The following is a 24,919-nucleotide window of genomic DNA, read 5'->3' as shown; positions in this document are numbered from 1 at the left end:
TTGCTTTATCACAACAACTCGCTTCGATGGGTTCTTTGCCTGGCTCTCGGGCTCTCGGCGGCGGCTTGCTCCGATGACGATTCCTCGGGCACCGGCGGCGGTGCCGCCTCCAGCACGACCGGCAGCGGCGGCGGCTCCAGCCAGGGCGGCGGCGGCGCTGGCGAGGGCGGCAGTGCGGCCGGCGCGGGGGGAGAGGGCGTCGGCGGTGCGCCGGCTGGCACCGGGGGCGAGGGTGGCGGCGGCGGCGCGGCCGGCGCCGGGGGAGAGGGCGGCGGCGGCGCGGCCGGCACCGGGGGCGAGGGCGGGGGCGCGCCTCCGAGCGATCCCGCCTGCAGCGCGGACACCGCGGCGTTCGCCGACGTGGAGCCCATCCTGACGAGGAGCTGCGCGAACCAGTACTGCCACGGCAGCGCCGGCGCGCCGTCCGGCGGGCTCGACCTCCGCGCGAGCGCGGCCGCCGGCAAGCTCGTCGAGCAGGACAGCGCGTCCTGCTCCCGCGAGCAGGCGCTCGTCGTGCCGTTCAAGCCGAGCAGCAGCTATCTCATGAACAAGCTGAAGGATGTCGACCTGTGCGACCCTGACGAGAGCAGGATGCCGCCCGGCGGGCCGCTGCCCGAGGCCGATATCAAGAAGATCAACGACTGGATCTGCGCCGGCGCTCCCGCCCGCTGAGCGCTGCCTCGTCAAGATCGTCGATGCGACCGCGCTTGCCGGCGCATGCCGATCACTGGCAAACCGGGCACTGCGATGAGGTGAGTTGCTCGGCGGTGGTGGTATCTCCGCTCTGTGCCCTCGGGCAACCGATTCTCTCGCCGATTCGCCCTCGGCGGACCCTGTGTTACGGGCCTGGCCGCGGATCCTTGCAGCAGCGAAACCCGATCTCGTAAAACCGGAACATCGGTCCATGCGAGTCGTTGGTCCCCCGGCACCCCGCCCACGGCTTGGACCAGTAGCCGCCCTTCAGCGACGAGCGGTGTGGCCACTCGGGGCGCGAGGTCGACACCCACTCTTCGACGTTGCCGACCAGGTCGACCACGCCGTACGGGCTCACGCACGCTGGGTACGAGCCCGACGGCTCCCCCTGCCAGAGCCGCTGCGTCTCGGCGGCCCGCACCGCCGGGTCGTCGGACGCCAGCCGCCGCTCGCTGATCCCTCGGTACGGCTTGCTGACGTTGCAGGCGGCCGGATCGTGCGCGTGACCGTAGGGGAAGGGGAGCGCGGACGGCCCCTCGCAGGCGAGCTCCCACTCGAACTCGGTGCAGAGGCGCTTGCCGACGGCGGCGCACTCCCGCTCGGCCTCGATGAAGCGGAGCATCACGACCGGCAGCGCGCCGGCCCGGTTCGGCCACTCGTGGCGGTCCATGCACGTGCGCACCGGCGTGAAGCGCGGCTCGGCGGCGAACAAGCCGGGGAAGAAGCCGAAGCAGTGGCCGCCGCGGTAGCTCGTGCAGATCCGCTGCACGCTCTCGGCGTGGGTGCCCTCGACGAGCACCATGTCGGACGGGCAGGACGCCGCGGGGCCGGGCCGGGGCGGCGCGTCGGCCTGGGCGAGCAGCGGGGCGAGCAGGAGGTCGAGGAGCACGCGGCGGGTCTCTATCGCAAAGCCGCGCGGCGGACGAGAGGCCGCGCGGCGGCTCGCCTCGATTCGCGCCCGTCGCGCCCGTGCCGCGCTCGCGCTCGGGCGCCCACCTGGGGTACTCTCGCGGTCTATGCGAATGGCGCTGCTCAGGATGCGCGCCGCTGCGCTCGCCGCCCTGGCGTGGGGAAGCGCTTGCGGTGGCAACGTGGTGGTCGACGGGATGCCGGACGGGTCAGGAGGCGCCGGGGCGACGAGCTCCAGCGCGGTCAGCACGGGCGCGTTCGGCTCCAGCGCGGTCAGCGTGGGCGTGGGCGGTTCCAGCGCGATCAGCACGGGCGTGGGCGGTTCCACCTCGGTGACCGTCGGCGGGGGCGGCTTCACCGCGGTCAGCAGCAGCGCGACCTGGATGGCCACGTCGGGGACAGCGAGCGCCTCCACCGGGGCGGGCGGCGGCGAGGCCTGGTCGATGTGCATGAGGTTCTGCGAGATCTATACGGATGCCTGCGAGCAGGTGGAGCCGGGGCAGTGCGAGGGGTTCTGCAAGGGGTATGTGAACGAGGCGCCCCAGTGCAACGAGCGGCTCGCGATGTTCTTCGAGTGCGCGGCGAACGCCAGCGTCGACTGCGACTTCGTTCCGCAACGGTGCCAGCCGTTCCTGACCGAGTACGACGCGTGCCGGGACAGCGGCGGCTGCACGCCGCTCGAGTGCTTCGCCGATCGCAACCGGACCTGCTCCTGCAAGGGCTCGTGCCCGAACGCGGGGTTCGCGGTCGAGTGCCGCCCCGACATGCGCAACGGGATCCTCTGCTCCTGCTTCGTCAACGGCGAGGAGGTGGCCACGTGCCAGGATGTCGGCCCGGCGTGCGACCTCGCCCACGGCTGTTGCGAGCCGATCTTCGACGGGCTTCGCTGAGGGGCGCCCGCGGCGTTCGCCATGGAGGGCGAGCCGGGGAGCGCGGCGCAGGGCGGAGCGATCGTCGAGACGATGGCGCGCTGCGCGGGGGCGCGGATCGACGCTGCGCTCGCGCCCGGGCGCGCTCCTGGGGTACTCTTGCGGTCCATGCGAATGACGATGCTCAGGATGCGTACCGCTGCGCTCGCCGCCCTGGCGTGGGGGAGCGCGTGCGGTGGCAACGTCGTCGTCGATGGGATGCCCGACGGGTCAGGAGGCGCCGGGGTGACGAGCTCCAGCGCGATCGGCACGGGCGCGGTCGGCTCCAGCGCGATCAGCACGGGTGCAGTCGCCGCAAGCGCGGTCAGCGTCGGCGTCGGCGGCACCAGCGTGGGCGGCTCCGGCGTGGGCGGTTCCACCGGGGTGACCGTCGGCGGGGGCGGCTCCAGCGCGGTCGGCGCCGGCGTGGGTGGCACCGGCGGGAACGGCTCCAGCGCGGTCAGCTCCAGCGCGACCTGGATGGCCACGTCGGGGACCGCGAGCGCCTCCACCGGGGCGGGCGGCGGCGAGGCCTGGTCGGCGTGCGTGCGCTTCTGCGAGCGCTACGAGGAGGCGTGCGGGGTGTTGGCGCCGGGCGGCTGCGGGACGATGTGTGACTACGACCTGGCCCAGGCGCCCCAGTGCAACGATCTGCTCATCCCGTACTTCGACTGCCTGACGAACGGCAGGTCCGACTGCGATCTCGTCGGGCCCCGGTGCCAGCGGTCCCTGGACGAGTACGACAGGTGCGCGAACGGCGGCGGCTGCCCGCGGATCGAGTGCGCAGGCGATCCCGGCGGGGCCTGCAGTTGCAAGGGCGCGTGCCGGGGCGTGGTCGTCGCGGCCGAGTGCCGCACCCAGAGCTCGGGCAGGACGCTCTGCTCCTGCTTCGTCAACGGTGAAGAGGTAGCCTCGTGCGAGGACCGCGGCGGGACGTGCGAGCTCGGGCGTCGTTGCTGCGGGCCGTACTTCGAAGCGTTGCGCTGAGGGGCACGAGCGGGGTTCGCCATGGAGGACCACACGGGGGGCGCGGCGCAGGGTGGGGCGCTCGCCGAGGCGCTCGCGCGCTGCGTGGGGGCGCGGATCGACGCGGCGCACGCGAACCCGGCGACGGGGCTCGTCGCGCTCGCCGTCTACGACGGGACGCGGCGCGCGCTCGGCGCCGGCATCGGGCCGCGCGTTTCAGGGGTAGGGATCCTGCCGAGGCTGCCCCGGCTCCGCGCCGGCACGTCGCACCCGCTCGTCGCCGCCATGAGGGCGCACCTGGTCGGCCGCCGCGTGCTGGCGATCGAGGTGCGGGGCGACGGCATCGTGATCGTCGCGGGGGATGATGATGCGGTCATGGTGGAAAATGACCGAGAGGGTGCAGAGAACGCACCCAGGTTGGGGTTGGCCGCACCCGAACCCGGGTTGAGGCCGGCGGCAGTTCCCCAACCCGGGTTGAGGCCGGCGGCAGTTCCCGAACCCGGGTTGGGGGCGGCGGCACCGAGGTTGGGGTTGGCCGAACCCGGGTTGAGGCCGGCGGCAGTTCCCGAACCCGGGTTGGGGCCGGCGGCGCCCCCACCCAGGTTGGGGTTGGCCGAACCCGGGTTGGGGCCGGCGGCTGCACCCGAACCCGGGTTGGGGCCGGCGGCGCCTCCACCCAGGTTGGGGTCGTCCCCGGGGGCGCGGCTGGAGCTCACGCCGGGACGCCGCGGCGAGGCGCGGCTGCTCGACGCCGCCGGCCACCTGATCCTCCGCTGGCCGCCTCAGGGGGGCGCCCCGCAGGCGGCGGTCGCTTACCCGGCGGATCCGCTGGCCGCCGGCGCGGCGCTCGTCGAGGCGAGCGACGACGCCGCCGCCGGGCAGGAGAAGGCGGCGCTCGCGCGCGCCGTGAAGGCGCGGCGCGCGGCGCTCGAGCGCAGGGCCGAGGCGGTGCGCGGCGATCTCGGGCGGCTGGGCAGCGTCGCGCGCCTGCAGAAGACGGGGCAGCTCCTGCTCGCGCAGGGCGCCCGTGTGCCGCGGGGCGCCGCGAAGGCGCTCCTCGACGACTGGGAGACCGGCGGCACGATCGAGGTCGCGCTCGACCCGTCGCGCCCCGCCAAGGCGCAGGCCGAGGCCTTCTTCGCCAGGGCGCGGCGCTACCAGCGCGGCGAGGCGGTGATGCGCGCGCGCCTCGCCGAGACCGAGCGCGCCCTCTCGGCGATCGCCGCGCTCGCGGCGGACATCGCCGCAGCGGAGGCGCGGCCCGAGTCGCTCGATCCGCTCGCGCAGCGCGCCCGCTCCCTAGGCGTCTCGCGCGCGGAGCTCGCCGGCGAGCCCGGGACGTCCGGCGCCCGCGCCCTCCGGGCCGGGCGGCCCGCGCCGCGGCGGCCGTTCCACGCCTACCGCAGCGCGTCCGGCGCGGCGATCCTCGTCGGCCGAAGCGCCGAGGACAACGACGCCCTCACGACGAAGCACGCGCGGCCGCACGACCTCTGGCTTCATGCGAAGGGCGTCACGGGCTCGCACGTCGTCGTGCCGCTCGCGAAGGGGGCGAGCTGCCCCGCGGACGTGCTGGTGGACGCCGCGACCCTGGCGGCGCACTTCAGCGACGCGCGCGGCGAGGCGGTGTGCGAGGTGAGCTACGTCCAGCGCCGCTACGTGCGCAAGCCGCGCGGCGCGGCCCCGGGCGCGGTGGTCTTCGACCGGGAGAAGGTCATCGCCGTCCGCATCGAGGGCGATCGCCTCTCGCGGCTGCTCGCGACCAAGGAAGAGGGCTGACGCCGCGCACGGCCGGCGGCGGCCACGCCCGGAGGCGCACGTCTTCGCCCGCCGCCGGAGCCCGCGCCGCCGGTGGAGGCCGCCGTCAGGTCGCGAACGCCGCCCGGACCTGCTCGTTCAGCTGATCGAGCCGGCGCCCGGGGAGCTCGGCCGCGCGGGCGAGCGACTCGATGACCGCGCGCTCCGCGTCGGAGATCCCCTCGCTCGCGTGGGCGACCGCCAGCGCGATGATGATGCCCTCCTCCACCGCGTCGCAGTCCATGAGGATCTCCGCCAGCAGGCGCACCCGCGGCTCGACGCCCGCCGCGGCGATCACCTTCAGGCTCGCCTCGATGAGGTAGCGGACGAGCTCGGCGTTGAGCTGGGCGCCGAGCATCGGCTCGATGAGCTGGCGCAGGGCGTCGATCTCCTCGGCGTCGACGGTGCCGTCGGCGTTCGCCACGAGCGCGCCGAGGTCGACGATCGGGGTCGGGTTGTACTCGTTGAGATCGAAGCGGGCGCGGAGCAATCCGGCCGCCTGCTGGACCAGCTCGGGAGGCTTCATGTCTCCACCGCCCCGGCGATTCGCCTCATGACTCACCACCTTTCGGGCCGCGGCGCCGCACCGTCTCGGATTCGCTGAGGCCGAGGCAGAGCTGCGCCCGGAGCGCGCGCAGGCGCGCGAGCACCTCGGCCGAGGCCGACTCCGCCTCGGCCCGCTCGATGGTCGCGTCGAGCGTCGCGAGCCTGCCTGTCTGGAGCGCCTTGAGCGAGTAGGTCATCTGCACGAACGTGTCGAACAGGTCCCCGAGCTCATCGCCCTTTCGCAGCCCCTCTCCGATGGTGAGCCGCGTCGTGCCGACCTGGCGGCAGAGGCGCTTCAGCTGGTGGACCGGCCCCACGATGCGCTGGGTGATGAAGACCCCGAGCACGCCGAGGACGGCGAGGAGGAACGCGCCGCCGCCGACGAGGATGCCGAGGAGACGACCTTGCAGCGCCTCGACGTCGGCGCGCCGCCTGGCGACCTCTGCCAGGTTGCGCTCGTACTCGCGGTTCGTCTTCTCGAGCTCCTCGTCGAGGGTGCTGCCGAGGTCGGCGCCGTCGCCGCCCAGGGCGGCGGTGCTCATCTTGAGGATCTTGGCGCTGTTCGCCGCCTCTTTGAGCGCGAGCTCCGCCTGGGTCGCCGCGTAACGCGCCTGTTCGTTCGCGACGCTCGCGGTCTGCCAGATGACGAGTCCGAGCGCCACCATGACGGCGAGCACCACCGAGACCAGGAGCCCGGTGTATTTGAGCTGGAATCGCGGGTTCAGGAGCAGCTTGCGGCGGGATGCCGGGCGGGTCGTGGCGCGATCCTGGGCAGGTGAGGTCATGAGGGCTCGTCAGCGGGCGCGCGGCATCGCCGCGTGTCCAGGATAGACCAGGAGCGGGCCGCGCCGGTGCGACCCCCCACGAAAACGCACTGCGGTCTCCGTGGTACAGCATTCCGTGCGCCGGTCGCAAGGCCCAATCCGCGGGCGGGGCTCCGGCGCGGTTCGCGGCTCGTGAGGGCCATGAGGCCGCGGCGCTGGTGCCCGGGGCCGGCGCGGCACCGCCGCAGCGGCGCGGCGTGATGGCGGCGCACCCGGTCGGGGCATCGTGTGCGCTCCTGTCGGGCCCAGTCGGGGCACAGGAGGTCGTCTGAGCCGCGCGAGGCGTCGTTCGGCCTTGCCCAGCTCAGGGAGAGCAGCGGCACGGGCGCCCCGATGACTCCCGATCTCCTCGTCATGAGCGATGAGCTCGACAGCGGCTCAGGGGGCGTTCTTTCCGGCGCCCGAGGCGCTGCCGCGCTACCCCACGGCCTTCCGTCGCTACAGGCAACCGCAAGCGATCGCGCCTTCGCGCAGGGAAAAGCCGTCGTCGTCGGCGTCGTCGGTCCAGAAGAACGGCTTGACGCCGCCGCTGCACTCCGCGTCCGGCGCGAGCGCGATGCCTTCGTTGTTGGAGTCCGGCAGCCCGCTGGGGGGCCTGAAACGCCGCTCCAGCACGAAGCGCCCGAGCGCGTCGTCGATACCGAACACGGCGGATTGGTTGTCGCACGTGTCATCGCAGTGAGCCCACAAGCTCCCTGTGTCACGGTCGAGCTCGAGCCCCATCACCCCCTCGAGCGGCGTCGAGATGCTGGCCACCAAGGTGGCCGCGCCGCTCCCGTGATTCAGCGCGAGAGCGTACAGCTTGCCGGTCTCTTCCACGCCCACCAGAAACAGGCCGCCGCCGTGCTCGCCGTAGTCGCTCGGGGCGTAAGCTCGGGACTTGCTCTCGTCGAAGAAGTGGTGCGCCGTGAGCAAGCCGTCAGCCGCCCAGGTGACCGCTTCCAGGCCCGCGTTCGCGTCGACCTCGGGCAAGAGCGCGGTGAGGTTCCACTCGTGAGTCGCGGTCAACGTCGCTCCGGCGGCCGTCACGTCGTATCGCAACACGGACAGCCGGCTCACGGACGGATCGTCCGTGTCGCGCTCGGCGCACACGTAGACGCCCGCGGCGCTCGTGGCGGCGAGCGTCACTCCCTCCGCGTCGGGCGTGCCCTTGCCGTTCGGGTAACGTAGCCGTTTGCCGGAGGCCCAGCCATTGGACGTGTCCGGCGCATAGCTCGCTCCGCTCTTCAGCAACCGAAACAGCCTGGCGGAGAGGTTGTCGGTCGCCCACAGCACGCCGGGCGCCTCGTAGGTCAGCCCGCTCAGATCGCTCTCGAACGCGTCCTCGCTGTCGAGCGTGTGGACCTCGGCCTTGCCAGGCCACGGCGACAGCTGCGTCGAGCCCGCCGGGCACGCCTCGGCACCGCCCGCCCCCGGGCCGGCCTCGCCGGCGCCGGCGCTGCCGGCGGCTCCGCCAGCGTTCGGGCTGCCGGCCACGCCGGTCGAGCCCGCGACAGCCGCAGCGCCGCCGCTCCCTCCCGCGCCGCCTGCTTGTGCTGCGCTCCCGCTCGAGCCTCCTGCCGCGGACGAGGCCCCGGTCGCCGACGTACCGCCTGCTCCGCCCGACGGCGCTGGCAGAGGCGACTCGCTCGACCCGCTGCTGCACGCGGCAACCCATGCCATCGCGACGACAGTCGCGTAAGACCGACGGTTCATCGTCCTCTTACCCTCGGCCTTGAACTCTCGCCAACCGGTCGCCGGCACCAAGCAACGATAGCACTCGAGCGCGCCACGTCACAACGGCTGATGTTCGAGATCCTCCGCGCGAGCGTCAGCGTGTGTAATATTGCACAGTCGAGTGAGCTCGTTCGATCTGCTGGGTTTTATGGGCGGCTCAGGGGATCGTCCTTTGTGGGTCATGTCGACTGCTGGTCGTTAACGGGAAATTCTTGGTAGGTCGGAACGGCTTTGCGCGGGCGATCCTCTCCAGGACCCTGACGGCATCGTCGGTCGCAAGCGAATGGCATGGAGCCCATGGTTCACGAATTTCGAGCTCCCGATGCCGCGCCGACCACGGCTCCGGCCGTGGGCCTACCCTTGCCGAGTGGTGTGCCGGCGGTGCGTCACGTTGTGACGGCGCGTTCACTGCGGGCTGCGGCCGGCGGCATTTCTGCGGCTGCGCAGGACGAGCACGCCCTTTGCTAGGCCGGGTCGGCATGGCATCCTTGAAACTGGTGTGGTTCGGGGCGGCATTGCTCTGGGGGTGTGGCAACAGCCAGCATGGGGCGCACGAGCAGGTGGGGAGCGCGGGCGGCGTAGCGGGCCTGGGCGGGGAAGGGGGAGAGGCGGGCGGCCGGCAAGTCGTGCTCGCGCCGGCGGATGCTGTGCTCCCGGTCTGCGACGCTCCGCTGCTGGAGGTGTCAGGAGCCGACGATGGCACCGAGAATTGGCAGAAGGACCGGCTGCTCTGGCCCACCTCGTGGCAGACGTTTCGCGGCGAAGCCCTGCGCGGTCCCATCGACTTCCTCACCGGAATCTGGTTGAAGGGCTCCGGCAGCGAGCCCTTCGAAGATCGGGAGGTGCGCCCGCTGAGCAATGCCCTCATCGCGAGCCGGGGTCGGCTGCTCTGCGCAGCCGGCGAGGCGCGTGCCGTGAGAAACGGAAGTTATGCCGCCGTCGAGCTTGGCGGTTTGGGCGCGCTCACCTGCAGCGGCGAGGTCGTATCGGGCGAGCTCCGCTACTGCCACGATTGCCGTCAGGGCAGTTACGCCATCACCGGCACCCTCGAAGGCGAGTCCGTCGTCGAGGTGACCGGCGGTCGCTCTCGAGTCGGCGACACGCTCTACCTGCACGTCGGCTGGAGCGTCCTCATCGCCAAGCTCGCCCAGCAGAACACCACCAAAACCCTCGTCGCCGGCGCTTACCTCAGCCGCGACGGCGATCTCTACTGCTTCGACTCCGCGAGCGGCGACGCCCACGACATCGCCACCGCCGACATCACCTTCACCGGCTTCCGCCGCGCCGACCCCTGCCGCGCCGGCGACCCCGGCACCTTCGCCCGCGCCTGCGTCCCCCAGTTCGAAGCCGGAAGCGACTGGTAGCGCTCAGACGGCTGTGCAATGCCAGGACGACGAGGGATCAGCGCAGCGGGGCCATGTCCTGCGTCAGAGTGTCGATGCAGGACTCCCAGGTGGAGGGCTCGAGGAGCTGCGCGAGCTCGTCGGATGAGCCGCCGAGCGCCGCTTCTTCACCCGTGCCCATCGCATCCATGAGCCGCCGCAACCTGGTGCTGTCGCCGCGAACGAAGCAGCGGACCATGCTGGCCGCTTGCACATAGAACATCAGGGCATCGTCCGTGCGGAGCGTGTAGGGGACGGCCTGCTCCATCACCTGCAGGGGCATCGGAGCGTCACTCACCTGCTCGAGCCTGGCCGGGTCGAGCCACCATGTCTCTCGCGCGATAACCATGGCAATGCCCTCTTGCGCCCAGGCCGGCCCCAGCATGCCGTGGCTCATCAGCACGTGATGCGTGTACTCGTGCACGACGCTGGTCCGAGTGTCCGCCCTCGTCGTGACCACGTGCAGCGCGCCGTCGTAAAAGGCCACCACGCCGCGGTTGGTGCAGGCAGCAGCCGTGAGCAGGTCCGTGTCGAGGTACGCGAAGACGTCAGGGCGCTCGGCTTTGAGCTCCAGCTGGTAGAACACCTCCCGTTCCGCGTGCTCGAGGTGATCGAGGAGGGGCAGGTGTGCGTCGTCCGGCAGCCTGGGGTCGACGTACAGGCGCCCGGCACCTCCCCACGTCTCGTGGCGGAAGCGGGAGATCAACGTCTCTTGCGCGCCGGCTGCCTCGCTGGGGTCCGTGCACAGCCCGGGCTGCAACCTCCGCCGGAAGGCGGACGACTCCCGCCGGTGCGCGGGGCGCTGCGCGGCGACTGGCTTCGTGGGGGCATCGTGGATCGGACGCTCGATCGGCTCCTCATCGAGGCGGGGAGGCGGGGGCTCCTGGGCGGCTTGGTCTTCCGGACCGCGCGCCGGCGCCTGCAGCGATGTCGGCTCGGTGGGAGGCCTGTCGGGCGCTGACCGGCTCGGGACGGAGCTGGCGTGGCGCTGGGGCGCGCGAGGAGAGGGGGGCTCGGGCGCGGAGGCGCCAGATCGGACCGCCGGCGGACTGGGCCGCTGCGGGGTGGGGGTGCTCACGATACCCGAGCGCCGCGCCATCCACGCGATCACCGCGATGACCATGACCAGTCCGAGGCCGATCGCGAGCCGGCGAGCACGTGTCATGGTGCGGTGATAGCAATCATTGCGCCGTGTAGATTCATGTGATTCGAGGTACTGCACGCGGTTCGTGCCGCGTTATGGTGGACAGATCGTCAAACGCAAGCAGCATTATCGACGATATGTCACGACCCACCCAGGTTTTCGCACCGCTGCTGGGTCAGTAGCGGCGGCCGAGGCCGCTCGTCGGTCATCCAGGGTGCTCGCGCGCTGCGCCGCTGCGGACAGACTCGCTCGGCCCCGCTCGCCCGCCACCGGTGCAGGGGTCAGAGCCATCGGAGCCACGCGCGCAGCACGGACTCCAGCGCCGCCCGCTTCGCCTGGACGTCCTCTCCGTCGGTGAACGTCACGAGGCAGCGATCCTTGGCAAGCCACTCCAGGAGGCCAGCCGGGTCCGCGATCTCGAGCCCCTTCGCCGCTGTGTCCTTCACCTTGGCTCCGAGGTGAAGGATGAGCCGGACGCGGTCCTTTGCGCGCAAGTTGAACGTGGCGAAATGCTCGGTTGTCCGGAAGCTCGGCGCGTTCCACTTGATCTCCTCGCGGATCGCCGGGCTGACGCCGAGGATGATCTGCCGCAGGGCCACGATCGCCTCCTTCCGCGGATGTTCCAGCTCGCGCAGGAACGCGACGACGGCCGGGCTCTCCTGCGCGCCGGCGGGCGTGGCGGGCGCCGCGGGCGCTCCGGCGGCCTCCCGAGGCTCGCGCCTCTCGGGCGACCCCTTCTGCGCCTTCGCGCGCGGCTTGCTCGGCTTCTCGGTTGTGCGCTTCATGATGTGTTGTACGCCTGACTCGATGGCCCGAGCTCCAGCGCCCTTTCAGGGGATCTCGCGTGACCCGACCGTCGGGATCGGACGCGCTCAGGGTTAGAAAAGACGAACCGACGCGAGGATGTCAAGGTGGTGAGGTCGGCCTCGGAGAGGGGGAGCGGCGTGGCCGCGCGGAGACGGCCTCACTTCGCGCCGGAGAAGACCTCGTACGTCTGCGGGAGGAATCAACGGACGATCACGCGCACCGGAGCGCCGGGCATGCCCTGCAGCCCCACCCGCACCGGCTTCTTGGACACGAGCTCGAAGCTGTAGCGCCGCAGCAGCGTGCCCAGGATCAGCTTCATCTCGTACAGCGCGAAGGCGGCCCCGATGCAGCGCCGATTCCCGCCGCCGAACGGCAGGAATTCGAAGGGGGAATAGGTTCGCTCCAGGAATCGCTCGGGACGAAACACCGCCTGCAGCTGCTCGAAGATCTCCTGGTCGCTCAGCGCCGTCCCGTCTTCCTGGCGGGCTTCCAGGAGCAGACTCAGGATATCGGTGCGCTCAGCGGGGTCGGCGCGGCGGCGGGCGAGCTCCGGATCGAGGAAGCTGCGCAGGCTCCGGAACGCGTGCTGCCTGCGCGCCCACGGGCCGAAGCCCCGGAACTCCCGGCGCAGCCACGGAATCATGAGGGTGACGGTCAGGCCGAGGGAGAAGCTCTTGCGCAGATCCTCGAGCAGCTTCTCGAGGCGCGCCGCTTCCGCCGGCGCAGTGACCCCGAACACGAGGTGGATGATCGTCTGCAGCGAGATCGTCTGCATGAGGTCCTGCGCCACCAGCTCCAGACCCGGCTTGAGGTCCCGGGCGTGCTGCAGGGTCAGGTCGCAGATCTGCTTCCCATACAGGCGCATGCGCTGCCCGTGAAACGGCGGCATGAGCAGCCTGCGCATGGCCGTGTGCCGCGCGCCCGAGAGCGCGAACAGCGACGACTCTCCCATCGCCGCGGTGAAGCTCTTGCTCAGCATCTGGTCCAAGGCCTCCGGCGGCACCGCGAACACGGCGCGCAGACCCTCCACGCTGCCGGTGGCCAGCACCGGTTTGCCGTCCATCTTCGGGAGCGACATCGGATCGCCGTAGCGCTCCCGCATGCGCAGCGTGTAGCCGATCGGGTCGAGGAGCCCCTGCACGTTCATCAGGATGCTGTTGGTGGGGCCTCTGGGCAGGTGGTCATGGGGCGCGTTCCTTCGATTGTACTGCCAGCTCAGGCTCTCTCAACTGGTATGGTTGTGTGGGGATAGGACATCCAAACGGCTTCGCAGCTGTCAAGTCTTTTGTGCCCCGTCCCCTGCGCGTCGACGTGATCGGCGCGCCACGCAGGCGCAGGTGGCCGAGCGGCTACGTTCCATAGAAGCCGGCGCAAAGCCATTCCGACATGTCAGGAATTTCCCGGCCCTCTGCGGCAACGACCGGCGGTTGACATGACGCACAGAAAGTACGATCCGCTGATCTGCAGGATCGCCCCAGGCGAAGCTTCCACGAGCCACGATCGGCTGTATGCTCTCGGGCATGAAGGACCCGAAGCACCTGCCCCGAACCGAGGGCCAGGCTCATGGCTGGTGAATCCTGCGGCATCTGCGGCGGCGACGGCCGCATCGCCAACTCGTTCTCCGGCACGACCGCCACCTGTCCGGGCTGCCACGGCACCGGCCGGCGCTCGGACGACACCGGCTTCCGCGACGTCACCAAGACAAAGCCCTCCCACTTCCGTCAGCCGAACAAGCCGGCGGCCGTCGAGAAGCAGCAGGGACCTGCGTCGCTGGAAGGCATCCAGCTCGCCAGGGAGGTGAACGCGGCTGCACATCTCTCCAGCGGGACGAAGGCCAAGCTCACGCTCGAGATCGTGGAGCATGAGGCCACCCACGGAAAGTGCACCCAGACCTTCATCAAGAAGGTCCGCAAGCAGCTCCGTCCGCCCGGATCGTGACCGCCTGAACGTCGACTCGCCCTCTCGCTCGATGTACTCGCCGCTGCCGCGCGCCACGTTGAGTCCGAGCCGCTGACAGTGGACCTCGAAGAGCCGCTGGATCGCCGCCCAGCGCGGGCCCGCGCCCTGGAAGCGCGCCCCGAAGGCGGCCTCGTTCATCTTGCCGCCGCGCATCTCCTGGATGCCGCGGTCTTGCGGTCCGAGGTTGCCCTTGCCCTCGTCTTTCCGCTCGTGATGTCCTGCCCTTGCGCAGGAGGCGGCATGATCATCCGCAGGGAGCAGATGCAGCTGTTCAATGCCCATCATCACCGGACGCTGTGCGAATCTCTGCGGGCGTTCCTCCGGGCCGAGCTCGGGAGCAGCACCCGGGGGCTGGACGATGAGGCGCTCCTCGTCCACTGCAGCGAATCGGTCGACATCTGTGCGGAGCTGGGGCTCGCGGACCGCCGATCCATGACCTGGCTTGCCGCCACACGGCTCGTGGTCGGCCCTCGCTTCCACGAGCACGCGGTGCTGAGGCGCTTGCTCGCGGACCGGAGCCTGCCGCCCGAGAAGCGGATCGAGAACCTGCTCGCGGAGGCCACCCCGCTCGACTGGCACGAGGCTGCCATGCTCGGCGCAGGCGCCGCGCGCCCGGGCTCGCTGGACGTCCGGAGGCTCGGATGAGGTGCGACTTTCCCCACTGCAAAAAGGACGCGACCCCCAGTGCGTGCTCCGCGTGCAAAGGCAGGTTCTGTCTCCTCCATGGCCACCACCACGTCTGCGGAAAAACGTGCTCGCAGCTGGGGCACGAGGACCCTCCCCCGTCGACCAGCGGAAGGGGTCGCGCCGGCGCGGCACGCCCGGTTCAGGTGATCACGTGCAGCGTCTGCATGGGCCACTTCTGTGAGGTGTGCGACAATGGACACAAGAGCGCGCATCCTCCGTGCAATGCTTGCGACAGCCGCGGCTCCGCCTGCGCGTCGTGCGGCGTCGCGCACTGCAGCTTTCACATGGGGACCCACCGCGACATCTGCGGTGGCGCGTGCAAGGCCTGCCTCAAGGTGGCCACGTCGAAGTGCCAGCGCTGCGGGCTCGTCCTGTGCGACGACCACGCGCACGGCCTGTCCTTCTCCCACTGTGAGTCGGCCGGCTGTCCGCTCCGCTCGGATCCCACCTGTGCGCTGTGTGGAAAGTCGTTCTGCGCGGCTCACCAGAACCGCCACCCTCACGCGCCGCAGGATGTGGGCGAGTGCTTCTGCGCGGCGCCGACGGCCCTCGCGTGCTCGCGCTGCCAGAGGGCGCTGTGCCCGGCGCACATGCGGGCGCACGCCTGTGGCACCGGCATGTGCTCGCGCCCGATGTGCGGCGCAGCGGCGGTCCTCAAGTGTGCGTGCGAAAGGCTCGTCTGCCTCGACCACACCGCCGATGACGCGCACCCCCACGGACGGTGCCCCCACCGGACCCAGGTGGGCGGGGACCCGTGCTCGAACCGGGCGGAGGCGCAGTGTCCGCTGTGCAAGAAGTGGTTCTGCCACAAGTCCAGGACGCTCGTCGGCCAGATCACGCACCTGTCCGGTCACGGCTGCGGGCTGAGCGAGATCCAGCGCGGCCACGCGCTCGGATGGCTCCCCGGGTGGACGTTCAACAACGCCAGCGCGCCGCTCTGGATGCCGCCGCTGGTGGACGAAGGCGAGGACGGGCCGAGGCTGCCGGCGGAGTACCTCGGGGAGATGATGCGCGTCACGACGCGCCACGCGGGCCCGGCGATCCTCGATGTCTTCGTGAGTCTCACCCAGACCGAGGCGTATCGGTCTCATGCGTGGACCGAGCCGCTCGGTCTCCTCCTCGCGATGAAACAGGCCAAGCACTGGGCCCCGCTTTACCGGGCCTTCCTGGCGTCGCCCCCAGCGAAGAGCTGCTGCTGCCAGATCTTGAACGGGCAGATCCTCGCCGCCAAGGACACGCTCCACGTCCGCAAGATGGACGTCTTCCCGCTCGACATGGTCGAGGAAGCGCACACGAAGCCCTGGGAGGCTCGGCTCGCGAAGAAGTTCATCAAGCCGGTCCGCGGCATGAAGCTGATCCTGGACCCCGATGACGTTCATGTGATCGACATCTCCCAGGTCGGGGTGCTGGGGGCGACGGAGGAGCTGATCGAGGTCCGCAAGTACGTGAACCTGATCGGCGACGGTAAGGCGGTGAACCACGCGACCATGTTGAACTGGCCGACCTGTTCGGTCCTGGCCATCAACCAGAAGGATCGCTTCGGCGCGGGGACGACGCGCATGGTGACGCCCTGCATCGGCCAGAGCGCGGCGGACTTCCGGGTGCGCGTGCTCGACCTGTCGTACTCCGAGATCCAGAGGGGGATCGAGGTCGTCATGGCGGCCGGCGTCGATCAGAGGGACATCGCCCGCGCGCTCATCGGCCTGGTGAAGGGCGGCACGCTGCCCCGCACGGCGGTGATGGCCCACGAGATCGCGCTGCAGGACGTGAAGGCGCGGTTCCTGTACGGGGTGCGGTACAACGTCGGCCTGCGCAAGCTGGAGTTCGACAAGCAGTGGTGGCTGTCGCGACGGGCCACGAAGATCAATGCCCACCTCACCGTGTCCGAGCTCCTCTGCTCGACGGCGACGATCCTCTTCATCGCCGAGCCGCGCCACGCCCGCGCGATGATCCCCGTGACGCTGCTCCAGCTCGAGGAGGTCGCCGACGGGGAGATGGACCTCGCCGATCTCTTCGGCGATCTCGGCGGCGCCATCCAGTACGGGCGCCTGCTCGCGGGCGCGAACTACATCGGGCCCGCGCTGAGGAACAACCCCGTGAGCGGTGACTGGCTGAAGGCGACCGGGGTGTGGGACGTCGTCAAGCGACTGGTCCCGGAGGGCCAGTCGGTGCACGGCACCCCCATCCAGAGCTGCCAGGCCAAGGACCTGCGGATGGTCCTGGGCGACAGCCCCGCCTACGTGAGCGTCGCGCCCACGCCCCCATGCCACAGCGCGACGCAGGCGATTCAGAGCCCGGACGCGGCTCGTTCCCCCGAATACCAGGTCCTGATGAAGGAGCTGTTCACGGTGTTCCTGCGGATGCTGACGAACTGCAAGAACCTCGGTGAGATCTCCCCGCACGCCATCCCGCGCCTCCAGCTCCACGCCGTGGCGCAGGGCCAGGACGGCGACGACGAGGACGATCCGCTGGTGACCGAGGAGATGTACGGCATCGAGGATCTGCTCAAGTAGGCCGCGGGCCAGGAGGGCGACGGCGAGGAGCAGCGGCAGAGGCGTTCGCGCCCCTCGTCATCGGTTGCTTCGATGTGAACCCCGGCAGAGCGCCAACACGAACCAGCACAGCCAGCGCCGCGCTCCCCGGGACTTCTGGATTGTCGTGGCCCTCGCACCCCGGCATCGAACGCCACGCTCAGAGGTCGAACAACGTCCCCTGCCGGCTCGGCCGCCTGAACGTCGACTCGCCCTCTCGCTCGATGTACTCGCCGCTGCCGCGCGCCACGTTGAGCCCGAGCCGCTGGCAGTGGACCTCGAAGAGCCGCTGGATGGCCGCCCAGCGCGGGCCCGCGCCCTGGAAGCGCGCCCCGAAGGCGGCCTCGTTCATCTTGCCGCCGCGCATCTCCTGGATGCCGCGGCGGACCTTGGCGGCGCGGTCCGGGAAGGCCTCCTCGAGGCGCTCGTCGAAGACCGGGAGCACCTCGCGCGGCAGGCGCAGCGGCATCATGAACGCGCTCTCCGCGCCGGCGGCCCGGGCGCGCTCCAGGAGCTCCGGGACATCGCTGTCGTTCAGGCCGGGGATCATCGGCGACAGCGAGATCCCCGTCGGCACCCCCGCGTCGGAGAGCGCCCGCATCGCCTCGAAGCGCAGCGACGAGCGGCTCGCATACGGCTCCATCTTGCGCGCCACCGCGTCGTCGGCGAACGGGATGCTGAAGTGGACCCGAGCGCGGGCCCGGCGCGAAAGCTCGCCGAGCAACGCGGCGTCCCGCCGCACGAGCGCGCCCTTCGTGATGAGCCCGACCGGGTTCCTGAACGCGAGGCACACCTCGAGGCAGCGGCGGGTGAGCTCATAGCTCGCCTCGAGCGGCTGGTAGCAATCGACGTTGCCCGAGAACACGATCGTGTCTCCCTGCCAGCTCGGCTTGTTGAGCTCCTTCTCGAGCAGCTCGGGCGCATTCGACTTGACCACGATCTTGCGGTCGAAATCCGTCCCGGCGCCCCACCCGAGGTACTGGTGCGACGGCCGGGCATAGCAGTAGGCGCACGCGTGAAGGCAGCCCCGGTACGGATTGACGCTGTACCGGAATGGCAGATCGGGGCTGTCGTTCGCGGTCACGATGGAGCGGGCCTGCTCCTCGAAGATCTGCAGCGTCGCCGGGGGCGCCTCTTCGAGGTACTCGACCTGCGTCGACGACCACGGGTTCGGAGGGTTGTTCACAGGGCGCGGCATGGTGCGGAGTGCTCCGGGCGAAGAGGCGAGCGCTGCGAGCGCTGCGAGCGCTGCGAGCGCAGTCTAGCGCGTCCCGGTCAGGATGGGAGCGTTTGTTCAGTAGAGCCCGGCGGGCTCCGTCGGGGCGCCTGGGACGCATCGGACGTGCCGGCGGGAGGCCACGGCGGGAAGAGCGGATTGACGCGGTGGGGGAGCCCTGCTGGCATGGACGCCCTCAGTCGAGACGGGGGAGGGAAAGATGGCCGAGCCGAGACAGCCTGGGTTCGATCTCCGCAGCACCTACCTGCACCTCGCGGACGCGGGGGATGCGCTGCAGATCGATGTGAAGCCGACGTTCTGGCAAGAGCTCATGTCCGACGAGCCGGCGGGCGCCGAGATCCGGCGGGTCAAGCGCGTGGATGGCTGGCTCGTGACGCGGTTTCACATGGCCGAGGACACGCGCCGGTGGGAGATGCACCCGGCCGGGGACGAGATCCTGTACCTCCTCTCGGGCGCGATCGACGTGGTGCTGCAGGACGAGGGCGGCGAGCGGGTCGTCGCGCTGCGCGCTGGGACGGCGTGCACGGTGCCGCAAGGGGTGTGGCACCGGATGATCGTCCACGAGCCGGGGGATTTCTTGGCGATCACGTTCGGCAAGGGGACGCAGCACCGAGCGGTGTAGTCGCCTCACGGCGAGCCCGCCGTCCGACGCCTCAGCCCCGCCCTGCGTGGCGGCGGTGCTCCACCATCAGGCAGCGGTCCTGCACGACCAGGATGCCTGCCTCGACAAGCCGCTCGGCCACCTGGTCGTTCCGGATGCCGCTCTGCAGCCAGACGGCGCGCGGACGGGCGGCGAGCAGGTCGTCGAGGTGCCCGGCGACGTCCTGGCCCCGCCGGAAGACATCGACGATGTCGATGGGGCCCGGGGCGTCGGCCACCCGGCGATAGACCTGCTGGCCGAGGATGGTCTTCACGTCAGGGTAGTAGACAGGGACCGGGATCACCTCCACACCCGCGCCCTGCAGATAGCTGGCCACGTAGAACGCTGGCTGATCCGACTGCGCCTCGGTCTTGATGCCGAGCACGGCGACCCGCCGCGCCGAGCGCACCAGCTCCGCGACCCGGGCCTCGTCGTCGCTTATATCGCGAATGTCGTCCATGGAGGGAGTCTACGCCCCCGGGCACCGCTCGGCGACGGATCCCCGCGCTCGGGTCGCGGCGGAGTTGTGGCAGACTCGGCCGCGTGAACCTCGACCGGCTCCCCGCGCTCTGGGCCGACCTCATCCGCTCTCCCGCCTCGATGCCCGTCGCGCTGGCGATCTCGGCCTCCGTCCTCGCGCTCGGCTTCTTCGTCTACCGCCTAGTCTTCGCCTCGCTCGCGCGCCTCGCCGGCGCCACGCAGACGTCGCTGGACGACCTGCTGGTCCGCCGCATGCGGCTGCCGGCGCGCATGCTCGTCGCGCTGCTCGCGCTGCACGCGTTCATCTCCCTCCGCGGGGGAGAGCTGCCCACGCTCCACAAGGCCGTGCTCCTCCTGGAGCTCACCCTCGCCGCGTACCTCGCCATCGAGATCGCCGAGACCCTGGTCATCGACTACTGGCTCGCCGAGCGCCGGAAGGTGCTGCTCCCGGCGCTGGTGCGGCACCTCCTGCTCACGATCCTCTACCTGGTCGCCGGCCTCTCGATCGTCGGCGCGGTGACCGGGGTCGACCTCGTGCCGCTGCTCGCGACCTCGACCGTCATCACGGTGGTCCTCGGCCTGGCGCTGCAGGACACCCTGGGCAACCTGTTCGCCGGGCTCGCCCTGCACTCCGAGCGCTCGTTCGGCGTCGGGGACTGGATCCTCGTCGACGGGGTCGAGGGGCAGGTGATCTACGTGGGATGGCGCTCCACGCGCCTCCGGACGTTCTCCGGAGACGTGGTGATCCTGCCGAACTCGATCATCGCCAAGGCGCGCGTCCAGAACTTCTGCGCGCCGGACCGGAACTGCGCGCGCAACGTCGAGATGCTCGTCGCGCTCGCCGCCCCGCCCGAGGCCGTGGAGCGCGCCGCCCAGCGCGCCTGCCGCGAGGTGCCCGAGGTGCTGCGTGAGCCCGCGCCCAGGCTCTGGCTCGCCGCCGTCACGCCGCTCTTTCAGCGCTACGTCATCAAGTTCTGGATCGCCGACTTCGAGCGCCACGATCTGCTGGAGTCCGAGGTCATGAAGGCGTTCTTCCGCGCGTGCCGCGACGAGGGCGTGGCGCTCAGCCCCGCCGCGGCGCAGCCGGCCCTCGCCATCGAGATACGGCCCCCAGCGGGCGCCCAAGGGCCCGCCGAGGGCGCCGCAGGGCCCGCCGGCGCCGCGATGCCCGCCGCCGATCCGAGGGCGGCGCCGGCGGTCGTGGCGGCGATCGCCGTGGCGCCGGCCGCCCCGCCGCTGGACGGTCACCGCTGAGCCCGCGCGGGCTCAGGTCGTGGCGCCGGCGGGCGATCACCGCCGAGCCCGCGCGGGCTCAGCGGCCCGATTTGCCTTGGTGCAGCCGCCCCGCCGCGGTACCCCGGCCGTATGCCTGATCACCAGTCCGTCTCTCCCAGCAAGGTTGCGATCGTGGGTGCGGGCAGCGTCGGCGCGACGATCGCCTATGCGTGCCTGCTCCGCGGCGTGGCGAAGCAGATCGCCCTGTTCGACACGAACCGGGCCAAGGTCGGCGCCGAGGTGCTCGACCTCAACCATGGGCTTCAGTTCGTCCCGGCGGCCACGCTCGATGGCAGCGATGACGTCGAGGTCTGCCGCGGGGCGGACGTGGTCGTGATCACCGCCGGCGCGAAGCAGAAGCCCGGGCAGAGCCGGATGGACCTCGCCACCGCGAACGTCGCGATATGCCGCGAGCTCCTGCCGAGGCTCCAGGCCGTCGCGCCGGGCGCGCTCTACCTGCTCGTCACCAACCCGGTCGACGTGATCACGTATGTCACGCTCAAGCTGACTGGCCTCCCGCCCGCCCGGGTGATCGGCAGCGGCACGGTGCTCGACAGCAGCCGGTTCAGGTTCCTCATCGCGAGGCGGCTCGACGTGGCCGTGCAGAACGTCCACGCGTACATCGCGGGAGAGCACGGGGACAGCGAGGTGCCGCTGTGGAGCAGCGCGAGCGTGGCGAACATCCCGCTGGACGCGTGGTCCGTTCCCGGCCACGGCGCGCTCGGCGCGAGCGACCGGGCGGAGATCTTCTCCAACGTGAAGAACGCCGCCGCCCACGTGATCTCCGGCAAGGGCGCGACGAACTACGCTATCGGCCTCGCGACCGCCAAGATCCTGGAAGCCCTGCTCCGCGACGAGAACCGCGTGCTGCCCGTCAGCAGCCTGCTGAGCGGCTATCGCGGGATCGACGATGTCTGCCTGAGCGTGCCGTGCATCGTGAACCGGTCCGGCGTCGAGTCACAGCTGCCCATCCCGATGAGCCCCGAGGAGGAGGCCGGCGTCCGGGCCAGCGCGGACACGATCCGCAAGGCGATCCGATCGCTCGGATTCTGAGGCGATTTCGTGCGGCCGTTGCCCATTTTCAAATAGGCCTTCCTCGAGGTGTGCTGCGTGGCGGCGGCCGCGGCTCACGGCGCGCAGCGCGTCCCCGTGTTGAAGCTCCAGCATGCGGCGCTGACGCCGGCGCGGCCTGCGCTGGAGGAAGACTCGAGTCCTCCCAGACCGCCTTCACCCGGCTCTCCAGGGATGAACTCCTTCAACGACGGCATGGCAGCCGGGGCGGCGTCGTAGGCGATGCCGATCGCATGTCCGCCGCGCCCGCCGCCTCCGGGGCCGCCATCGCCACCACGACCGCCCATCCCCCCAGCCCCGTTATCGGGCGCATTCGCATCGTTCCGTGTCGTGCCGCCCGGTGCGCCTCGCCCCCCTTCTCCGCCGCTCTGTCCTGCGGCGCCGATTCCTCCTTTGCCGCCATGACCCACCGTGACGGTCACGTCGGCCAGAGCCAGCGTCGTCCCGATGCTCACGATCCCGATGCTGGACCCGCCGGCTCTCCCGCCGGCGCCGCCCTTGCCGCCGCATCCCCCTGCGCCTCCACCCCCACCGCCCGGGGCGGCGCCGTCTGCCGGACGTCCGTCGATGAAGGTACAAACGACGCCCAGCACGCGTGCGCCAGCTCCCCCTCCGCCTCCCTGGCCCGGCTTGCCGGGCTGGCCGGAGGCGCCGTCGCCGCCCGTGATGCCGGCGAGGGTCAGCCTCCCGTCATGGCCGCCTTCGCCAGGCGTCCCGCTGGCGCCAGCGGCACCGGCGATGCCAGCCTGGCGGGTTCCCGAGGCGTCGACCGTGCCTCCAAACCCGTCCGGGGGCGTGCTCGCGAGCGGCTTGCCGCCCTCACCGGGTTGCGCGGGCGTGGAGGGCAGACTCACGGCAAGGGGCGACGTCTCCCCGATCCCGCCCGCGCCACCATCGGTGACCACGTCACCGCATGTCATCCGTCCGGACTCACCACCGCGCGCGGGAACGACGCAGGCATTCGTCGGCGCGTGCTCGCCCTCTGCTGGAGCATCTCCCCCAGCGTCTGCCGCGGTCGCCTCCGGCTCACCGTCGGCGCCGGGCATGCCATCGCCGGCCCGCACATCGAGGTGGCTCAGCTCGGCCGCGATGTCCGCCACGGCGACCGCGATGGACGACCCGCCAGGCTCCGTCGCGCTCGCCGCGGAGATCACGAATCCGTGCACCTTCGCCCCGTCCGCGTCGCCCGTCAGGGTCAGCGCGACCTGTCCCGCCGGCCCCGCGATCGTGCTCTTCGCCTCCGGGCTCTGCTTCCACTCTCCATCGCACGTGAAGTCCCCGCGCACCTCGATCCCCGCGGGAAGCGTCACGGCCTCGGCGAAAGGATGGCCGGCGCATGCGCACACCGTCCCGCCTTTCGCGTTGTCGATCGCCTCTTGCAGGCGCGCGTAGGGAGCGTCGCGCGTCCCGGCGCCCCCAGGCGCAGCGCTCGCGCTCGCGAACACGTCGCACCCGACGACCGGGGTCGGTCCTTCAGGCTCCTCGTACATTCGTGCCCGCTGGCACGCGGTCGCGCCCAATGCCGCGGCGAGAACGGCGGCGCACCGGAATCGATGAGTCTTCTCCAGCGGATTGCATCGCATGAAGTCACTCCTCCGTGTCACTGGTCGAGCACCTTGACGACCCACCCGTCCTCGTCATCCTCGACATGCGCCCCTCTCGCGGCGGAGCCAGCGCGCCGCGAACGGACCGCATCGGGTAGGCCGCGCCGGACGCAGCTCGACGTCCAGAGGTGTTGCTCCCCTGCAGGTGTCTCGCGATCGATGGTAGTCCGGTGCCACGCTCGCCGCGTTGCAAACATGGCGCGTGCCACGAACGGCCGTGCAACGACATCGCACCTTCGTGAACGTCGAGGGCGTCTATCGTCCGTCTGCCGGCCAGACCCGGCTCATGCCTCTCCTCGGGCCGGTCAGCTCAGCAAAGCCCCCACACGCCGCGCAACGGTCCGCCCCGCGTCTTCGTCAGCCCAGGCAGCTCAGCAAAGCTCACCCGCCAGCCGTCGCCTGGTCCGACTCCCCCCACGCCACCATGACCGCGCTCGTGTTGTAGAACCCCTCGACGCTCCCCCCGAACTTCGCGATCTGCCCGTAGCAGGCCATCCCGAACATCGGGTTCGACGCCGCGTTCGGCGAGAGGAACGCCCGCACTTCCTCCCGGTACCGCTCGCCCAGCATCCGGAACCGCGCCGCGCAGTCGAACACCAGCGAACCGGCCACCCCGGGCAGCGGCCCCAGCACCTTCGTCGACAGGCTCTTCGCCGCCTGGAGCACCGTGTCGGTCGCCGCGTTCACGACGCGCACCACCTGCCCGCGCGCCAGCCCGCCGGTCAGCACCACCGCGCCGTCCCCGCGGATCGCGATCGGCGACCTGATCTTCAGCGCCTCGCCGAACGGCGTCTTCGCCCCGAGCGCGTGCTTCGCCATCGTCTGGAGCAGCCCCTCGCCGCTCGAACGGAAGCCGAGCCGCGAGAGCTCCTCCTCGTACACCCGCGCCGCCGGCTGACCGTCCAGCGTCCTGAGCACGTTCCGCTCGATGTCCGTGATCGTGAAATCCCGCCCGCCCTCGGCGGCGCGGAACCCGTGCACCACGTCGATGTTCACCCGCTGCCGGTGCGTCAGCCGCACGAGGACCGCCGCGTCCGTCAGCACCTTGCGGCCGAGGAACACCCGCGCCCCCTCGAACGTCCACCCGTCGCCCGCCGTCCCGCCGAAGACGCGCGTGTGCGGCGGCACGCCCTGCCGGAGCGCGGCCACCAGATCGTCGCCGTCGCACGCGAACGCGTCCGCCAGCACCAGGATCGAGCTCGTCGCCCCGCTCCGCCCGCTGCCGCTCGAGACGGCCTCGTCCATGTCGCTCAGCGCCGCCCTGATGCTCTTGCCGTGATCCGAGCGCAGCTCGCGCGCCGCGGTGCACGCCACCTCGACGTTCGCTCCCCCGAGGAAGGCGCACGTCACCCCGCTCCTGCTGAAGCCGCGCTCCGTGAACGACACCCCGCCGGTGGTGGCTCCGACCACCGGAACGCCCGTCGCGTCCTCGACCGCGGCGAGGTACTCCTCGTGCTTCGTCCCGCTCGGCATGGCCACGATCGCGAGCCGCGCCGGCTCCTTCCACTCCGCGACCGTCCGCTCGATCTTCCGGCCGAGCAGCCACGCGTTCCCGTCAAAGGGTCCGAGGGTCATCATCTTCATGCGCTGAAGCTCCTGAGTGCCCGGCGCCGGAGCGCGGGCTTCGGATCCAGGCCATCGCCGACGAACCGCGTCATGACGGTGATATCACGCACGAGGGAGGCCGCTCCACTCCTCATGGAGGGGCGCGCGATAGAGGGGTGCGCGCGGCCGCTCGCTCGGGCG

At 71.1% G+C, this 24,919-nt stretch carries 22 protein-coding genes; 11 read left to right on the top strand and 11 right to left on the bottom strand.

The genetic code is table 11. From position 1 onward, the window contains the following. Positions 1 to 672, top strand: a complete 672-nt coding sequence (locus tag WMF11_RS29790) for a hypothetical protein (RefSeq protein WP_437973111.1) — start codon at positions 1 to 3, stop codon at positions 670 to 672. Between the two features lie 166 nt (positions 673 to 838). Here WMF11_RS29790 and WMF11_RS29785 read toward each other — a convergent pair whose 3' ends face one another. Then, positions 839 to 1,582, bottom strand: a complete 744-nt coding sequence (locus tag WMF11_RS29785) for a formylglycine-generating enzyme family protein (RefSeq protein ID WP_437902636.1) — start codon at positions 1,580 to 1,582, stop codon at positions 839 to 841. 127 nt (positions 1,583 to 1,709) lie between these two features. Here WMF11_RS29785 and WMF11_RS29780 point away from each other — a divergent pair, with 127 nt between their 5' ends. From WMF11_RS29780 to WMF11_RS29770, 3 genes are all read left to right on the top strand, one after another. Next, positions 1,710 to 2,492 carry a hypothetical protein gene (locus WMF11_RS29780; protein ID WP_437973110.1) on the top strand — a complete coding sequence of 261 codons (783 nt, stop codon included), beginning with the start codon at positions 1,710 to 1,712 and terminating at the stop codon, positions 2,490 to 2,492. A 168-nt stretch (positions 2,493 to 2,660) separates the two neighbouring features. Beyond that, positions 2,661 to 3,497, top strand: coding sequence for a hypothetical protein (locus WMF11_RS29775; protein ID WP_437973109.1), 837 nt, complete (start codon positions 2,661 to 2,663; stop codon positions 3,495 to 3,497). Between the two features lie 660 nt (positions 3,498 to 4,157). After that, positions 4,158 to 5,252 (top strand): NFACT RNA binding domain-containing protein, encoded by a 1,095-nt coding sequence (locus WMF11_RS29770; RefSeq protein WP_437973108.1) that lies wholly within the window; start codon positions 4,158 to 4,160, stop codon positions 5,250 to 5,252. A gap of 85 nt (positions 5,253 to 5,337) precedes the next feature. On the opposite strand, the gene WMF11_RS29765 is transcribed toward WMF11_RS29770, so the two are convergent. From WMF11_RS29765 to WMF11_RS29755, 3 genes are all read right to left on the bottom strand, one after another. Continuing rightward, complete coding sequence (locus tag WMF11_RS29765; protein WP_437541982.1) at positions 5,338 to 5,796, bottom strand: tellurite resistance TerB family protein; 459 nt, start codon at positions 5,794 to 5,796, stop codon at positions 5,338 to 5,340. A gap of 25 nt (positions 5,797 to 5,821) precedes the next feature. Further along, positions 5,822 to 6,601: a sensor histidine kinase gene (locus tag WMF11_RS29760; protein WP_437902632.1), complete on the bottom strand. Its 780-nt coding sequence runs from the start codon at positions 6,599 to 6,601 to the stop codon at positions 5,822 to 5,824. Between the two features lie 477 nt (positions 6,602 to 7,078). Further along, complete coding sequence (locus WMF11_RS29755; RefSeq protein ID WP_437973107.1) at positions 7,079 to 8,335, bottom strand: lamin tail domain-containing protein; 1,257 nt, start codon at positions 8,333 to 8,335, stop codon at positions 7,079 to 7,081. Between the two features lie 482 nt (positions 8,336 to 8,817). Between WMF11_RS29755 and WMF11_RS29750 the strand changes: the two genes are divergently transcribed. Next, positions 8,818 to 9,720: a hypothetical protein gene (locus WMF11_RS29750; RefSeq protein WP_437973106.1), complete on the top strand. Its 903-nt coding sequence runs from the start codon at positions 8,818 to 8,820 to the stop codon at positions 9,718 to 9,720. A gap of 37 nt (positions 9,721 to 9,757) precedes the next feature. Here WMF11_RS29750 and WMF11_RS29745 read toward each other — a convergent pair whose 3' ends face one another. From WMF11_RS29745 to WMF11_RS29735, 3 genes are all read right to left on the bottom strand, one after another. Continuing rightward, positions 9,758 to 10,903: a translation initiation factor IF-2 gene (locus tag WMF11_RS29745; RefSeq protein ID WP_437973105.1), complete on the bottom strand. Its 1,146-nt coding sequence runs from the start codon at positions 10,901 to 10,903 to the stop codon at positions 9,758 to 9,760. 260 nt (positions 10,904 to 11,163) lie between these two features. After that, on the bottom strand, positions 11,164 to 11,667 hold the full coding sequence (locus tag WMF11_RS29740) for a DUF1801 domain-containing protein (protein ID WP_437973104.1): 504 nt from the start codon (positions 11,665 to 11,667) through the stop codon (positions 11,164 to 11,166). Positions 11,668 to 11,888: 221 nt separating this feature from the next. Continuing rightward, entirely contained in the window at positions 11,889 to 12,836 is a 948-nt protein-coding gene (locus WMF11_RS29735; RefSeq protein WP_437973103.1) for a cytochrome P450, read from the bottom strand. 416 nt (positions 12,837 to 13,252) lie between these two features. Between WMF11_RS29735 and WMF11_RS29730 the strand changes: the two genes are divergently transcribed. The 3 genes from WMF11_RS29730 (at position 13,253) to WMF11_RS29720 (ending at position 16,848) form a co-directional block, all read left to right on the top strand. After that, the gene (locus WMF11_RS29730) at positions 13,253 to 13,627 is read left to right on the top strand and encodes a molecular chaperone DnaJ (protein ID WP_437973102.1); all 375 of its coding nucleotides are present in this window, start codon (positions 13,253 to 13,255) and stop codon (positions 13,625 to 13,627) included. 261 nt (positions 13,628 to 13,888) lie between these two features. Then, the gene (locus WMF11_RS29725) at positions 13,889 to 14,293 is read left to right on the top strand and encodes a hypothetical protein (protein ID WP_437902624.1); all 405 of its coding nucleotides are present in this window, start codon (positions 13,889 to 13,891) and stop codon (positions 14,291 to 14,293) included. 206 nt (positions 14,294 to 14,499) lie between these two features. Next, positions 14,500 to 16,848 carry a hypothetical protein gene (locus WMF11_RS29720; protein WP_437973101.1) on the top strand — a complete coding sequence of 783 codons (2,349 nt, stop codon included), beginning with the start codon at positions 14,500 to 14,502 and terminating at the stop codon, positions 16,846 to 16,848. A 178-nt stretch (positions 16,849 to 17,026) separates the two neighbouring features. Here the strand turns inward: WMF11_RS29720 and WMF11_RS29715 are convergent, their stop codons facing one another. Further along, positions 17,027 to 18,064: a PA0069 family radical SAM protein gene (locus tag WMF11_RS29715; protein WP_437293181.1), complete on the bottom strand. Its 1,038-nt coding sequence runs from the start codon at positions 18,062 to 18,064 to the stop codon at positions 17,027 to 17,029. Between the two features lie 238 nt (positions 18,065 to 18,302). Here WMF11_RS29715 and WMF11_RS29710 point away from each other — a divergent pair, with 238 nt between their 5' ends. Further along, positions 18,303 to 18,725, top strand: a complete 423-nt coding sequence (locus tag WMF11_RS29710) for a cupin domain-containing protein (RefSeq protein WP_437973100.1) — start codon at positions 18,303 to 18,305, stop codon at positions 18,723 to 18,725. 31 nt (positions 18,726 to 18,756) lie between these two features. Here the strand turns inward: WMF11_RS29710 and WMF11_RS29705 are convergent, their stop codons facing one another. After that, entirely contained in the window at positions 18,757 to 19,203 is a 447-nt protein-coding gene (locus tag WMF11_RS29705) for a CoA-binding protein (protein ID WP_437973099.1), read from the bottom strand. An 83-nt stretch (positions 19,204 to 19,286) separates the two neighbouring features. Between WMF11_RS29705 and WMF11_RS29700 the strand changes: the two genes are divergently transcribed. Further along, entirely contained in the window at positions 19,287 to 20,477 is a 1,191-nt protein-coding gene (locus WMF11_RS29700; RefSeq protein WP_437973098.1) for a mechanosensitive ion channel family protein, read from the top strand. Between the two features lie 111 nt (positions 20,478 to 20,588). After that, complete coding sequence (locus WMF11_RS29695; RefSeq protein WP_437973097.1) at positions 20,589 to 21,551, top strand: L-lactate dehydrogenase; 963 nt, start codon at positions 20,589 to 20,591, stop codon at positions 21,549 to 21,551. Positions 21,552 to 21,625: 74 nt separating this feature from the next. Here the strand turns inward: WMF11_RS29695 and WMF11_RS29690 are convergent, their stop codons facing one another. Next, the gene (locus WMF11_RS29690; RefSeq protein WP_437973096.1) at positions 21,626 to 23,152 is read right to left on the bottom strand and encodes a hypothetical protein; all 1,527 of its coding nucleotides are present in this window, start codon (positions 23,150 to 23,152) and stop codon (positions 21,626 to 21,628) included. 402 nt (positions 23,153 to 23,554) lie between these two features. After that, positions 23,555 to 24,757, bottom strand: coding sequence for an FIST signal transduction protein (locus tag WMF11_RS29685; RefSeq protein WP_437541949.1), 1,203 nt, complete (start codon positions 24,755 to 24,757; stop codon positions 23,555 to 23,557). Between the last annotated feature and the right edge of the window lie 162 nt (positions 24,758 to 24,919).

This window comes from Sorangium sp. So ce295, from assembly GCF_051527405.1.
Lineage (GTDB): Bacteria > Myxococcota_A > Polyangia > Polyangiales > Polyangiaceae > Sorangium > Sorangium cellulosum_B.
Note: the sequence above shows the minus strand (reverse complement) of the source record. Positions and strands in the feature narration are given on the sequence as shown.